Raw genomic sequence first — 13,881 nt, forward strand, 5'->3', positions numbered from 1 at the left:
ATCCTCGGCCTCGTGACCAGCGCGAGCGAGACAGAGGGAGCCGGTACCGGCGGCGAAGCGGTGACCGGGCGATGGGACGGGGTCGACGTCAACTTCGGCGAAGAAGGCGGCCGGCTCACCTACGGTAGTTACCTGCGGCTGGGGCTTCTGCTCGACCAGCAACGGCTGGAGTCCGATCCGCCCGCGCACGACGAACTGCTGTTCATCACCATCCACCAGGTGTACGAGCTGTGGTTCAAGCAGGTCCTGCACGAGCTGACCGCGTCCCGCGACGCGATGCTGGCCGGCGAACTCTGGCTCGCCCAGCATCTGCTCCGCCGGGTGCACACGATCGAACGGACCCTCACCCAGCAGGTCGACATCCTGGAGACGATGACGCCGCAGGACTTCGGTGAGTTCCGGCACCGGTTGTCACCGGCGAGCGGGTTCCAGTCGGTGCAGTTCCGCGAGATCGAGTTCCTGTCCGGGGCCAAGGATCCGTCGTTCGTGAAGCGCTTCCGCGGTTTGTCGGAGGACGAGAAGGTGCGGCTGCAACGGCGGTTGGAGGAGCCGACGTTGTGGGAGGCCTTCCTCGTCGTGCTCAAGAACGCGGGGTTCTCCGTCGGCTCCGACGAAGACCTGCGCAAGGCCCTGCAGACGGTGGCGAACGACCGCGCGCAGTACGCCGCCACCTGGGAACTAGCCGAAGCGCTGCTCCAGCACGACGAACTCGCTGCCGCCTGGCGCGCCCGCCACGTCGTCATGGTCGAGCGCATGATCGGCACCAAACCAGGCACCGGCGGCTCCTCCGGCGCCGGCTACCTCCGCTCCCGCCTCGACCTCCGCTACTACCCCGACCTCTGGCACCTCCGCACTTCGCTGTAGCTGGCCGATCCCACTCTTGACCTTGACCTCGGGGGCAGGCTTTAGGGTCGGGGGATGGGCGGAGTCGTTGTTGTCGGAGTTGGGCCGGGGATCGGTGTCGCGGTGGCCGGACGGTTCGTCCGGGAAGGGATGAGCGCAGGGCTGATCGCGCGGTCCGAGGAGAAACTGAAGCTCGCCGCGGATGCGCTGGCGGGCGCTGAGGTGCTCGCCGTCGCGGCGGACAGTACGGACGAGGACCGGCTGCGGGCGGCGCTCGACCGGATCGTCGCGGAACACGGCGTCCCCGACGTGGTCGTCTACAACGCGGCGGTGATCCAAGCCGATGCGATCGGCGACCTGAGCGCCCAGCAGCAGTTGGACGCGTGGGCGGTCAACGTGGTCGGTGCGATCACCACCGCGGCGCACGTCGTACCGGCGATGGTCGAGCGCGGCGGCGGCACGTTCATCATCACCGGCGGGATGCCGCAGCCGAAGGCCGGCTACTTGAGCCTGTCTCTCGGCAAGGCGGGGGTGCGATCGCTCGTGACGATGCTCGACCAGCAGTACGGCGCTGCAGGGCTCCACGCCGCGACCGTGACGGTTGGTGGCGGGGTCGCGCCCGGATCACTCTGGGATCCAGAGGACATCGCAGAGCACTACTGGCGCTTGCATGCTCAGTCGCGGGCCGACTGGACGCACGAAGTCGTGCTTTGACTTGCCGACAGCGCTGTAGCTCAGTCGGTGGGGCGGTTCAGGGCGTCCGTCAGCTGGGCGAGGATTTTGTCGGGGGAATCGGTCCAGTCGGTGGTGAGGACGTGGTGGACCTCCCAGCCGCCGGTGGTGAGGGCGCGGGGGTGGGTGGTGAGGCGTTCGAGGAGGGAGTCGGCGGCTACTCGCTGCGGGGTGTCGACCAGTACGGCGATTCGGTGGCCCTCGTCTTCGGGGCGGCGGAGGGCGAGGTCGCAGCGGAAGACGGATTCGCCGACCTCTGTTTCCACCACGACGCCGAGTTCTCCAAGACGCTGCGCCAGTTGGTCGATCACCGCAGAACGATCGACGGTCCGATGCCGGCCGGCCGGAGTGCCGGTGCCGGTTGAGGTGCGGCTGGGTGGTGTGCGGCGGGTGACGGCGTACGGGGCGAGGGCTGCTCGGGTGGCTTCGGGGTCGGCTTGGGAGACCGCGTTGGCGTAGGCGAGGAAGCGGCGCAGGGTGTTGGCGCCGTCGTTGTAGGTGTTGGTGATCGCTTCGGGTTCGATGCTGCTGACGATCACCATGTGTTCACGGGCGCGGCTGAAGATGACGTTCAGGCGTTTCTCGCCGCCGGAGGTGTTGATCGGACCGAAGTTCATCAGCATCCGCCCGTCCGGTCCGGCGGCGTAGCAGACGCTCATGATGACGATGTCGCGTTCGTCGCCCTGGACGTTCTCCAGGTTCTTCACGAACAGCCCGGCGTCCTGGTCGTCGCGGGTCCTCACCTGCTCGGCCTCGTACCGCGCGCCGAATTCCGGGTCCTGCTCGCCCAGCTCGTCCAGCGCCCGCTCGATCTCGCCCTGCTGTGCCTCCGAGAACGCGACGATGCCGAGACTCTTGTCCGTCTCGCGACTGAGCAACTCGCGCACCAACCCGGCGATCCAGGCGGCCTCGGCAGGATTCGTACGCCGTACGTAGGTGCCGTCGACGACTCGCACCGACGTGATGCTGCCGGCCAGTACGCCGTCCGCGATCTCGGCGCTGACGGGCGCACCGGCGCGCACGGTCCACGGCGGCGCCGGTACGGCGGGGAGCCGGTCCGGGATCGTGGCCAGCCGGCCTTGGTAGAAAGCGGCGTTGCTGAAGGAGATCAACGCCTCCGACCGGCTCCGGTAGTGCCAGGTGAGCATCGTCGACACCAGCCGCAACGCGCTGATCGCAAGGAAGCTGTCGTCGGTCAACGCAACCCCGACCCCTTCGTCGGCGTCGTCATCCGAGTCCACCGCCGGTGTCGTCACCCGGAAGTACTGCGTCGGCGGCAACTGCATCTGGTCGCCGACCACGATCACCTGCGGCGCCCGGTGCAGCGCGGGGATCGCCTCCTCGATCGGGATCTGACTCGCCTCGTCGTAGATCACCACATCGAACGTCGCGTCCAGCGGCAACGTGTCCGACACCGACGACGGGCTCATCAGCCACACCGGCCGCAGCAGCGACACCACCGAGCCGGGTGCGCCCGAGGCAAGCTCGCGGATCGACTTGTATCGCATCACCTTGCCGAACTCGTGCTCCAGCTCCCGCCGACCGGCACTGAAAGCCTTCTTCCGCGCGCGATCCTCCGCCGACATCCCGGTCACACTCAGCTCGGAGTGCGCGACCTCGGCGAGGAACCGCCGCCGTACGCCGGCCACGACCACGTCGGCGTTGACCCCGGTGAGTTCGTCGTACACCATGCCCAGCTCGCCCACTACGTCGTCCAGCTGAGCAGACGACAACCGTGGACCGGTCGCACGAGCGCGCTCCCAGTGCAGCGCGCACACGGCGTACTCCAGTTGCGCAGGCGTCGCCTCCAACCTTCGCACTGCGGTTGCCACGGACGCGGGGCAGTCCGCAAGCGCACGCATCGCCGGCACCAGCGCCTGAATCATCGGCACCAACTGCCCCGACGACAAAGCCGAAACAACCTCCCGTACTGCGGCCAGCGTCAACCCCGAGTACGCCTCGATCAGGAACCCCCGGGTCGCCTCGTCCGTCGCCTCCAGACTCGTAGCGACCGCAGCCAGCTTCGCGGCTCGCTCCGAAACGGCGAGCCCGGTCAGCGACGGATCCTTCCGGAACCGCTGCAGCTGCGCGGCCAACTCGGCAGGATCGCGCGTCCCCCACTGGCGCTCGGTTTCACTCTCGTACTGCGTGACCGCGGCCGCCGCGTCGTGCGCGGCCACCAGTTTCGTCAGCACCTCCGTGACCGAAGGCTGAACCGCTCGCCCGGACGAGTCGTGCCGCGAACGAACCAGCGTCTTCACTCGGCGCCAATCCCCGCTGAGGAAGGAGAACAGACCGCCTTCCTTGCTCTGGGCAACTGTCAGGGCGGAGCGCGCGTCCGCCGGCGGCAGCGGGTCCTGCCAATCGCCGGCGGCCTCCCAGGCTCGCTGTTCCGCCGCGATCAGCGCCTCCCGGCGCTCCACCGCTTCATCCAGCTTCTGCCCGGCCGTAGACGAAGGATCGATCGCCGAACCGAGGCCTCGTTCGACCAGCGGCAGCAGGACCACGCCGAGGTCGGCAACCTTCCGCACCCAGTCCAACGGCCGGTCGCCGATCTCTTCGTCATCCGCCGCGCCTTGCAGGGCAGCGAAAACCGCATCCCAGTGGACGCGCAGCTCGCCGGCGCGAGCAGGAATCTCGGTGTCCGCAGCCGGAGCAGCCCAGATTTCCGGCGCGACGAAGGCGAGCGGACTCCGAGCCAGTACGCCGTCGCTCGCCGGGTCAGCCTTGATCAGCGCCTGTCCCAACCGCTCAACCGCATCCCGCCCGGCCCACCACTCACCCGCCGCCGGAACCAACCGCCGCTCAGAAGGTTCCAGCCCGCCACCCCACCGCGAATCCCGCAACTCCGCCAGCCTGCCGACCACCACCCGCAACGCCGGACCATCGAACCCCGATCCCGCAGCCGCGCTGGAGGGCTGTCCCAGCAGGGTTTCGAATTCGGTGACGGTGGTGAGGAGGCGGTTGACGCGGGAGAGCAGGGCATCGCGGCGTACGGAGAGGTCGTCGGCGTCGTCCTCGGCGGTCAGCCAGGTCTCGTAGGTTTCGCGGAGCCCGTGGACGAACGCTTTCTTGTCCGCCTGCGAGTCGTGGATCAGCGTGCACAGCCCGTCCAGCCGCCGACTCGCCAGCCGTGCGTGCACGACGTCCAGCGCCGCGCGCTTCTGGCAGACGAACAGTACCCGCTGCCCGCGTGCCACGAAGTCCGCGATCATGTTCGTGATCGTCTGCGACTTGCCCGTCCCCGGCGGCCCCTGGATCACGAAGCTCTCACCACGCTGCGCCCGCGCGACCGCCGCCACCTGCGAACCATCCGCCGGCACCACCAGATGCCGAGCTTCGACAGGCAACTCGGGCGGCTCACTGCTGATCGGCCGTGGCCGATCCGAGAACAACTGCTCGAAGGAAGCGCAGGACCGGCCGGTCTCCAGCAGTTCGTCGTAGTCGCGGACCAGCCCGAGCGTGCGGTAGTTGAAGTTCGCCAGCGCGACCGCGCACAGGTCGACGTCCCACGAGTACGGACCGCCGTCCGTGTCGATCGTGTACGTGTCGGTCTCGAGCGCGCCCGGTTGCCGCGGCGCGGGCTCGGCACCGAGCGCGATGCTCAGCGGCAACTCCTGCGCGGCCAACTGGCTCCGGAAGATCTGCACACCCAGCGGCTCGTAGTCGGAGCGTCGGTACGAGTACGAGTAGTGCCGTCCGCCGAACTCGTTCGCCGTGTTCCCGTGCTGGCGACGCCGGTAGTTCCGCAGTTTGACCATCGCCCGCTGCCGGACGACATCGATCCGCGGCTTCTCCCTCAGGTGCAGTTGCAGTCCCGGCTCCGACGCCTGGATCTCCTTGGCCAACCGCTCGTGCAGCAAGGCGATCGCGTCGGGCTCGGTCAGATCCACCGTCACCGGCAGCGTGATCCCGTAGAGCTGATGCAAATGGTGCCGCAGCGTCGGATTCACCTCGGCGACCGGATCGGTGATCCGCAGCGTGTAGGAGTCCCGTACGCCGCGCTTCTTCGCCAGCTCCACCTTGACCAGCACCAGTGGCGACGTCAGCCGGGTCTCCGGGTCGTTCTTCAGATCGTGCCAGCGCAGGAAGGCCGGCACGAGCCTGAGTTGGTCCTGCCCGTACTCCGCCCGGTCGCGGCGCGCCGTCGAGATCAGCTTGTCGAGCGAGCCGGCGGCGTACGGCGCCTCGTCGTACCGGATCCATTTGCCGAGCGACTGGGCCGAGCCGCCGACGAGCCGGGCGGCGAGGTCGGCATTCCAGGTGAACAGTTGCTCCGCACGGATCGTCCGGAGGTCCAGCATCAACGGGACGGAGACCTCGGTCAGGTTCACGGTCTGCGCGGTGTGCCGGAAGTTGACCAGGCGGTTGCGGCGGGACAGGTCGAACAACCGATCGCGCAGCGCTCGCAGTACGGCAGCCCGGCGGTCCGCGGCGCCGGAGGTGATCGCGTCGACGTCGAAATCGAGCGGCTGGTCGCGGTAGTTCTCGAGTTGTTCGATCAGTGAGCGGAGGTCCTGCGCGCGGTGGTGCCGGTCCGGCTCGGCCATCTGCGCAGCCACCGAGAGGATCACCGGATGCAGCCCTGAGCCGAGCGAGTAGAAGTTGCCCCGGGCATCGATCAGCCGGGCCACGTCGCCGGCGCGGTCGAGGTCGAGGCCGCAGCCGAGGCCGATCAGCAGCTGGCCGAGGCTTAAGATGTCGGTGAGCGGGTCGTGGTGCCCGATCACGTGCTCCCAGCTCTGCCAGCCCGGAACCAGGACCGGCGCGGTGATTGCCGCCGGCATCGGATCGGTCACCTGGACCCGGCGCCGGCCGCCGCTCTCGCCGAGGTCGATCTCCTCCTGCCGGTGCGCGATCACGTCAACGGCATCGGACCGATGTCCCTGCCTGGCTTCGAGTTCCGCGGCCACCAGGCAGGGCCGTGCGGCGTTCTCCGGTGCGAAGCCCAGCCGGCTGTGATCGTCAACGGTCAGCTTGTCGAGCCCTCGCAACGGCGCCACCAGCCCGCGCTCGTGCACCGCGGCCGTCTCGTGGAACAACGGCAACACGGCCGCCAGCAACGCGTCGCTGCTCAGCCCACCCCGCGAAACGGCCAACTCCACCAGCTCGCGCGCGCCGCTCATAGGAGTGCCTCCGCAGCCGCCGCCAGCTCAGCGCGACGCTTGTCGGACCAGCCGAGCTCGTCGTCCGCGAGATCGTCGTACGGCGTGAGCCCTGCCTTGCGGGCAACGCCCATCGACGCGATCAACCCGGCATCCCCGGTCTCGGGATCGGCCGTCGCCAGATCGAGCAGCAGATAGCACAGGTACTGCTTGGTTGCCGGGGTCAACGATCTGGGGCGCGGTATCGGCGCCCCGTCGACAGGCCGCACGGCCAGCGGCTCGTCGAACCTCGTGATCACCCCACCCGGTACGCCGAGCGGCCCGGGTGGATCGGCGAAGCCGGCCGCGTACGTCGCGACCGCGTCGGTCCGGAGCCCTTCGGTGTGGGCGATGTGGGCCGCGAAATCCGTGCTCAGCTCACGCAACAGCTCCGCGTCGAGGAGGTCCGGCGAATCCACGTCGAGCGGGCCGGTCAGCAGGATCTCCACGTCCTCGTCGGCCAGCCAGTTCTTCAAAGCCCAGGCCCGGGCGACTCCCTCGGGATGGCTGGTGCCTCGCGAGCCGGTGCTCAGATCGAGCTCGTCGGCTTGCCGCAGATAGGCCTCGGGATCGACAGTGGCCAGACCGGTCTGGGTCTTGAGGAGCGCGCGCACCGTCGTACTGAGGTCACCGCAGGCGACCAGGGCACCGCGGTCGGCGAACAGCTCGGAGGCCATCACCCAGCGCCGATGGGTTTCCAGATACTGCCCCGGCGTCCGAGCGTCGCCCGCGGCGGCGTCGAGCAACCGGTCGACGGCGAGATAGGCACCGTCCTCGAGCGTCCAGAGCAGGCGGTGGGCCAGCTCGTGACCGCAGATCGCGGCCAGTTCGCCGGCGTCCAGCCGCTCCAGCAGCGGACCCTCGAACAAGATGACCGCCTTGGCGGCCTGATGAAACAGCCTCGCGTTGGGCGCCGCGGATCCTTCGCCCTGGTAGTACTCGATCGGCATTTCGAGGCCGAGCGCCGCCGCGGCGCGTCGCCCCGCGGCGTGCAACTCGGAGTGGCCGGCCTCGTCCAGGCGGTAGGTGTGGCGCAGCAACGCTTCGTCCAGCTCGGGGTCACTGCCCGCCGTCGGCAGCAGAGCCTGCCACGCACGTTGATCCACCCGGCGAACATGCCCCAGCACGCTCCGGTGATAACTCAACGGCCCCACAGTTCGAACCACAGCGCCACCCTAACGAGCCCCACAGACAAGAAAGTCAGGAAACTCTGGTACCCATCAGATACACGGCGGCCGGGGAGCGCAGCGCGGTGATGTCGTCGAGGGGGTTGCCGGGCACAACGACCAGGTCGGCGTCGTAGCCGGGCAGGATCCGGCCCTTGCGAGGCAACCGGCACGCGATGGCGGCGTGCGACGTGGCGGAGGCGAGGGCAGCGGTCGAGGGGATTCCGCCGGCGACCATCGCGATCACGGACTCGGGAAGGACGCCGTGATACTTCCCCGGATTGATGCCGGCGTCGGACCCCGACACCAGGTGTACGCCGGCCTGATAGAGGTCCGCGTACAGGCGCCCCCGGGTCTCGACGTCCAGCCCGGTACGACGCATCAGTTCCAGTACTGCCGGCGGCGGAACGGCGCCGGGCCGAGCGCCGAGGGTCGGGCAGACCGTAGTACGGGAGGAGACCAGGTCTTCGACGACCGAGGGGTCGACGTCGAGGCCGTCCGGGCCCAGGAAGGAACAGTGCTCGATCCCGTCGACCCCTGCGGCCAGGGCGTACTTGATCGAGTTGAGGGAGTGGGCGTGGGCAATGACGGGCAACCCGACCGCCCGTGCTTCGTCGACGACGAGCCGGAGCTCCTCGGCCCCGAACTGCACCGCCGCCGGGTCCGTTCCGGGAGTGTTGACGCCGCCGCTGGCCATGACCTTCACCAGATCAGCGCCTCGCTCGGCCCGCTCGCGAACCGCCCGCCGGAGTTCGTCCGGGCCGGACACCGCGCCGCCCATGTTCCAGCAATGCCCTTGTGGAACAGTGATCGGCGGCCCACTCGCCACCACGGCCGGGAACCCGGACCGATCGCCACCAGCGCGCCACTCCACCACAGCCCATGAGCGATCGCCCAGGTCCCGCACAGCAGTCACCCCGGCCGCCAGCTGATCCGCCAGCGACTTCTCGATCACCGCGACCATCTCGTCAGCGCTGCAATCGGGAATCCGGTCCAGCGCCGCAGGCCCACTGTCACAACAAAGATGAACGTGTACGTCGACCAACCCGGGCACCAAGGTCGCACCGTCGTACGCAACTGTTTCGCACCCGGCCGGCGGCTCAGCTCCACCGGCCAGGACCGACGTGACGCAGCCTCCCTCGACCAGCACCACAGCACCCCCGCCGGAGTACCGCTCCCCGTCGAACACCCCGTCCACCCGAATCCCCAACACACACCGACAGTAACTCCGGCGCGGCGCGCGAGTCAGTAGTGTCGCGCGAGCCGGGGATGGGCATGAAGAAGGTCTGGCCCGAACGATTGAGGGGATGGCGGACGTGAAGCTCTACTCGGATGTGGGAACGCAGCGGTTCGGACAGGTGTTCGGGGACCTGTTGCTGCTGGGCTGGATCGCGTTCTGTACGGCGCTGGGGCTGATCGTCTTCAAGATCACCAACGCGCTGGGATATCCGGGCCGGAAGGCGGCCGAGGCGGGGGACGGGCTGGCGGGCGATCTGCACAACCTGTCCGGGCCGATCGGCAAGGTACCGCTGGTCGGCGACCAGTTGCGGTCGCCGATCGACGGGGCCGCGAGCGCGGCGACGAAGCTGGCGGAGGCGGGCCGCGACCAGGCGCACGCGGTCGAGCAGTTGGCCTATCTGCTGGCCGGCGTCACCATCGGGCTGCCGGTGCTGTTCGCGTTGCTGATCTGGCTGCCGCGCCGGATCCGGTTCTCGCGCCGGGCGACCGCGGCCCGCAAGTTCATCGACAACGCGGCCGACCTGGACCTGTTCGCGCTCCGGGCGATGGCGAACCAGCCGATGCACAAGCTGGCCAAGATCTCCGCCGATCCGGTCACGGCCTGGCGCGAAGGAGACGCCGCGGTGATCACCCAGCTCGCCGACCTCGAACTGCGCACCACCGGCTTGAGACTGCCGAAACCCGCCTTGGAGAGCTGAACCGCCAGCCGGCTGCCGTCTACGCTCACCGTATGGCGCGGGTACTGCTGGTAGAGGACGACGACGCGATCCGGACCTCGTTGGGGAAGTCCCTGACCGCGGCCGGTCATGTCGTCACGGCGCTGGCTGCGGGCGCGGACGGCGTCGCCTCGGTGGCCAGGGACCGGCCCGACGTCATGCTGCTCGACCTCGGCCTGCCCGATCTCGACGGCCGCGACGTGCTCGCCATGGTCCGCGCGGTCAGCGACGTACCGGTCATCGTGGCGACCGCTCGCGACGACGACGCCAGCGTGGTCCGGCTGCTCGATGCGGGCGCTGACGACTACGTCATCAAGCCGTTCAGCTCGGCCCAGATCGACGCGCGGATCCGGGCCGTACTGCGGCGCGGCGGCGCCGACCAGCAGGAGGATGCCGCGCTGACCCTCGGCGGGTTGTCGATCGATCCGCGCAGCCGCGAGGTCACCGTCGACGGCAAGCCGGTCGACCTGACCCGCAAGGAGTTCGACCTGCTCGTCGCGCTGGCCCGAAGGCCGGGTGCCGTCGTCACCAAACGCGAACTGCTGGCCGAGGTGTGGGGACTGCCGTGGGGTGGCGGCGACCGGACGGTCGACGTGCACCTGTCCTGGTTGCGGCGCAAGCTCGGCGAGACGGCCGCGGAACCACGCTTCCTGCACAGCGTGCGCGGGGTCGGCGTGAAGCTCGCGGAGGCCTGACCGTGCGCCGCCGGATCATGTTCTTGTCGGTCGGGATGACCACCTTGGTGGTGCTCGCGTTCGCGATCCCGTTGACGTTGCTGATGCGCAGCGCAGCTTCCGACGAGTCCCTGAAGAACGCCCGTTACCGGGCCGAGGCGGTCGCGTACTACGTCGGCGAGAAGAACCACACGCCCGACGAGATCAAGACCTACATCCAAGGCATCACCAGCCAGGGTCCTGGCCGGATCTCGGTCCGGCTGGCCGACGGTACGACGCTGGGTGATCCGCCGCCGGGCGGCGTACCGACTCCCAAGGAGCTGCCGGACGGGGACGATGACGGGAAGGGCCCACCGAAGGTCTCGGACGCGTCGTTCCGCAAGGTCGACGACGGGGTGGCGACCGACGTCTCCGTCGACACGCACGCCGGGCCGGCCTCGGTCTGCCTGTTCCTGACCGTGGACGAGGTCTACGAGGGACTCGTTCCGCAACTGCTGATCCTGCTCGCGGCCAGCCTCGGCGTCCTGATCCTGAGTGTCGTCGGCGCGGAAGTCGTCTCCCGGCGCCTAGCCCGTCCACTCGAAGAAACAGCCCGTACCGCGGAACGCCTCGCCAAGGGCGACGTCGACGCCAGGGCTCCCACGACCGGCCCAGCCGAGGTTGCCAAGGTCGGTGCCGCGCTCAACGGACTGGCCGACCGCATCGACGAAGTGATCGCAGTCGAACGCGAGGCCGTCGCCGACCTGTCCCACCGACTCCGTACGCCGTTGACCGCGCTGCGCCTCCAGGTCGAGGCGCTCCCGGACCGGGACCGCGCCGAGGAACTGAACGTCCAGGTCAACAGCCTCGAACGCACCCTCACGGCAGTGATCAGCGCAGCCCGAAGGCCGCAGCGCGAGGGTCGGGTGCCGCACTGCGACGCCGTGGCGGTGACCCGTGACCGGGCGGCCTTCTGGGAGCCGTTGTTCGAGGACCAGGGCCGGGAACTCACTCTCGACCTGCCGACTCCACCGGCCGAAGTACGGTCGTCGGCCGAGGATCTGGCCGCTGCCCTGGACGCTCTGGTCGAGAACGTCGTGGCCCACACCCCTGACGGCACCCCGGCCCGGATCATCCTCACTCGCCAGCCGGCCGGCGGCGTACTGATCGTGGTCGCGGACGAGGGCCCCGGCATCCCGCTCGGCGCCGGTGAGCGCGGCCGTAGTGACCGCGGATCGACCGGGCTCGGTCTGGACATCGCCCGCCGCTGTGCCGAGGCGGCCGGCGGACGGCTCACCATTCATCCGAACCTGCCTGCGGGTTCCTCGGTTCACCTCACCCTTGGCGCGCCCTGACGCTAGTGACAGGTCGGGGCGAGGAGTTGCGCGGCCTTCTGGTCGTCGCGAGTGATCGGCAGCTTGTACTTCGCCGCGACGTGCAGATAGCGGGCCACATACGTGCACCGAAAGGACTTGTTGAGCGGTAGCCATTCGCCCGGTCCCTGGTCGGACTTGCTGGCGTTGGTGGCGCCGTCGACGGCCAGCAGGTTGTCGGCCTGGTCGTTCGCGAAGTCCACCCGGCGTTGCGCCGGCCAGGTCGAGGCGCCGAGATCCCAGGCACGCGCCAGCGGGTAGAGATGGTCGATCTGTACCTTGCCGGCCGCTGCCTTGCGGAACTCGATCGTCCGGCCGGTATAGGGATCCAGCAGCTTGCCGGACATCACCACGCACTGGCGCGTGCCGGGTTTGTAGGTCACCTCGGTCAGTTGCTTGGCCAGCACGTTGTTGCGGGTGTCGCACCCGTCATGACCGCCTACTCCCGCGTGGTTGTCGGACCACGCCGGCCCGAAGGAGCAGGCACCCTCCTTCCCGCACTCGCGGCCGTAGCCCTTCACCTTCGGGCGGGCGGCGACCACTTTGACCTTGGCGAGTTCGGCGCCGATCGAGCTGGCCGAAGTACCGGCGGGTTCGGCGGGTTGCGGCTCGATCGCCGTACAGGCGGTGGTGAGGAGGAGCAGGCAGAGGACGAGGGAAAGGGGGCGCGGGGCAGGCGTCATCGGTGGGTGCGGCACTCACTTCGTTGATCGGCGGAGGCGACTCGTCAGCTTCGTCGCTGGCGAGTTCTATCACGCCCTCAGGCTGCGGCGTCGCGAACGAGCGCAGTGTCGACGAACTGCTCGAATCTGACGATGAGTCCGCCCCGGACGACGAAGTGATGAGCCACCCGAACGGCCAACGGTTTGCCCGTCGACCGATGCTGCGCGGTGTAGCGAGCCAGTACGACGACGCTCTCGCCGTCGACGACGTATGTGTCGTCGTGGGCGGTCCAGCCGTCCCACTCGGCGGCGAGCTTCTCCATCACGTTCGCCGTCACGCCGTCGGGCGTGCGGTAGGTACCCGCCAACGGGAAGCCGGCCATCTCGGTCCACTCCACGTCAGGAGCCAACGTCGCACGGAGCGCCTCGAGATCACCCGCCGCCGAGGCGAGGTACTGCCGCCGTACGACGTCCGCCGGGGCGACGTCGGCGGTCAGCCCCATGTCATCTCGCCCTTGGCGACCTTCGTACCCAGACCGGCCGCGATCTTCAGACCGGCGTCGGGGTACGCGGCCAGCAAGGAGGCCTCCGCCTCGGCGGCATCCGCGGACGACTCGATCGTCTTCTCGAAGAGTTCGAGGTACTCACGCGTGTGGACGATGGCGGTCAGGTCAGTCGGCGCATCGGCGACGCGGTGCCCTGCCACGACGTACGCCGGAGCGAGCGCCTCCAGGTCCTTCAGCACGCGGATCCACTCGGCGCGGAGTTCCGGGGTGGCGCTGTCGGCGGTCCAGACGTGCAGACCCTCGAAGAGCAGGACGCCACCGACCAGTGAACGCGAGGCCGGGTCGAACAGGTACCAGGCGCGGTCGCTGAGCTGGTCGCTGGCGCGGCGTACCTCGATGGTCGTCTCGTCCACGGTGATGGTCGGCTCGGTGAGCGGAGCGATGTCGACCAGGCGCGTCGGGAGGTTCTGACCGAGGTGGGCCCAGGCCTGGAGCTTCGCCTGGTAGCTGTGCTGGATGTGCTCGATGACGTCGGCCGGAGCCACGAAGACGGCCTCGGGGAACGCGTCGGCGATGACCTCGGCGCCGAAGTAGAAGTCCGGGTCACCCGCGGTGATGGCGACGGTCGTGAGGCGCTTGCCCGAGTCGAGTACGGCAGCGACGATCCGGTGGCCGTCAGCGCGGGTGAAGGCTGCGTCGACCACGACCGCCTCGGTCTCGCCGGTGATCAGCACGCTGGTCTTGTTCAGCGACGTGTCGGCCGCGTCGATGATGGAGTACGTAGGATTCGTCATGCTGGTAACGCTAGGGCTGCTGGAGCCGATTCTCACGGTCGTGATGGGTAGAC

The 13,881-nt window shown here is 69.0% G+C and carries 11 protein-coding genes; 5 read left to right on the forward strand and 6 right to left on the reverse strand.

Translation table 11 applies throughout. The annotated features are described in order from the left end of the window. The first annotated feature begins 12 nt into the window (after window positions 1–12). Window positions 13–864: a tryptophan 2,3-dioxygenase gene (locus tag DIZ26_RS28095; protein ID WP_232828643.1), complete on the forward strand. Its 852-nt coding sequence runs from the start codon at window positions 13–15 to the stop codon at window positions 862–864. Between the two features lie 54 nt (window positions 865–918). Beyond that, a complete protein-coding gene (locus DIZ26_RS28100) occupies window positions 919–1,557 on the forward strand; it encodes an SDR family NAD(P)-dependent oxidoreductase (RefSeq protein ID WP_112246823.1) in 639 nt (212 codons plus the stop codon). 20 nt (window positions 1,558–1,577) lie between these two features. On the opposite strand, the gene DIZ26_RS28105 is transcribed toward DIZ26_RS28100, so the two are convergent. From DIZ26_RS28105 to DIZ26_RS28115, 3 genes are all read right to left on the reverse strand, one after another. After that, window positions 1,578–6,701 carry an AAA domain-containing protein gene (locus tag DIZ26_RS28105; protein ID WP_112246825.1) on the reverse strand — a complete coding sequence of 1,708 codons (5,124 nt, stop codon included), beginning with the start codon at window positions 6,699–6,701 and terminating at the stop codon, window positions 1,578–1,580. Then, window positions 6,698–7,825, reverse strand: coding sequence for a M48 family metalloprotease (locus DIZ26_RS28110; RefSeq protein ID WP_157979832.1), 1,128 nt, complete (start codon window positions 7,823–7,825; stop codon window positions 6,698–6,700). The genes DIZ26_RS28105 and DIZ26_RS28110 overlap by 4 nt, the downstream gene beginning before the upstream one ends. A 94-nt stretch (window positions 7,826–7,919) precedes the next feature. Further along, window positions 7,920–9,098, reverse strand: a complete 1,179-nt coding sequence (locus tag DIZ26_RS28115) for an amidohydrolase family protein (protein ID WP_112246829.1) — start codon at window positions 9,096–9,098, stop codon at window positions 7,920–7,922. A 94-nt stretch (window positions 9,099–9,192) separates the two neighbouring features. On the opposite strand from DIZ26_RS28115, the gene DIZ26_RS28120 reads away from it, so the two are divergent. The 3 genes from DIZ26_RS28120 to DIZ26_RS28130 are packed head-to-tail and all read left to right on the forward strand — an operon-like array spanning window position 9,193 to window position 11,848. Continuing rightward, window positions 9,193–9,822 (forward strand): hypothetical protein, encoded by a 630-nt coding sequence (locus DIZ26_RS28120; protein ID WP_112246831.1) that lies wholly within the window; start codon window positions 9,193–9,195, stop codon window positions 9,820–9,822. Between the two features lie 32 nt (window positions 9,823–9,854). Beyond that, window positions 9,855–10,535, forward strand: a complete 681-nt coding sequence (locus DIZ26_RS28125; RefSeq protein WP_112246833.1) for a response regulator transcription factor — start codon at window positions 9,855–9,857, stop codon at window positions 10,533–10,535. 2 nt (window positions 10,536–10,537) lie between these two features. Further along, window positions 10,538–11,848, forward strand: coding sequence for a HAMP domain-containing sensor histidine kinase (locus DIZ26_RS28130; RefSeq protein ID WP_112246835.1), 1,311 nt, complete (start codon window positions 10,538–10,540; stop codon window positions 11,846–11,848). Window positions 11,849–11,850: 2 nt separating this feature from the next. On the opposite strand, the gene DIZ26_RS28135 is transcribed toward DIZ26_RS28130, so the two are convergent. From DIZ26_RS28135 to DIZ26_RS28145, 3 genes are all read right to left on the reverse strand, one after another. Then, window positions 11,851–12,549: an HNH endonuclease family protein gene (locus DIZ26_RS28135; protein ID WP_112246836.1), complete on the reverse strand. Its 699-nt coding sequence runs from the start codon at window positions 12,547–12,549 to the stop codon at window positions 11,851–11,853. A gap of 77 nt (window positions 12,550–12,626) precedes the next feature. After that, window positions 12,627–13,031 carry a nuclear transport factor 2 family protein gene (locus tag DIZ26_RS28140; protein WP_112246838.1) on the reverse strand — a complete coding sequence of 135 codons (405 nt, stop codon included), beginning with the start codon at window positions 13,029–13,031 and terminating at the stop codon, window positions 12,627–12,629. Further along, entirely contained in the window at window positions 13,022–13,828 is an 807-nt protein-coding gene (locus tag DIZ26_RS28145) for an MBL fold metallo-hydrolase (RefSeq protein WP_112246840.1), read from the reverse strand. Before DIZ26_RS28145 ends, DIZ26_RS28140 begins: the two co-directional genes overlap by 10 nt. Window positions 13,829–13,881: the final 53 nt, after the last annotated feature.

Source organism: Kribbella monticola (assembly GCF_003261635.1).
Taxonomy (GTDB): domain Bacteria; phylum Actinomycetota; class Actinomycetes; order Propionibacteriales; family Kribbellaceae; genus Kribbella; species Kribbella monticola.

Bases quoted from the DNA above. Each gene is read 5' to 3' on its own strand.
- DIZ26_RS28100 (WP_112246823.1), top strand. From the start codon at position 919: ATGGGCGGAGTCGTTGTTGTCGGAGTTGGGCCGGGGATCGGTGTCGCG.
- DIZ26_RS28105 (WP_112246825.1), bottom strand. From the start codon at position 6,701: ATGAGCGGCGCGCGCGAGCTGGTGGAGTTGGCCGTTTCGCGGGGTGGG.
- DIZ26_RS28120 (WP_112246831.1), top strand. From the start codon at position 9,193: ATGGCGGACGTGAAGCTCTACTCGGATGTGGGAACGCAGCGGTTCGGA.
- DIZ26_RS28125 (WP_112246833.1), top strand. From the start codon at position 9,855: ATGGCGCGGGTACTGCTGGTAGAGGACGACGACGCGATCCGGACCTCG.
- DIZ26_RS28135 (WP_112246836.1), bottom strand. From the start codon at position 12,549: ATGACGCCTGCCCCGCGCCCCCTTTCCCTCGTCCTCTGCCTGCTCCTC.
- DIZ26_RS28140 (WP_112246838.1), bottom strand. From the start codon at position 13,031: ATGGGGCTGACCGCCGACGTCGCCCCGGCGGACGTCGTACGGCGGCAG.
- DIZ26_RS28145 (WP_112246840.1), bottom strand. From the start codon at position 13,828: ATGACGAATCCTACGTACTCCATCATCGACGCGGCCGACACGTCGCTG.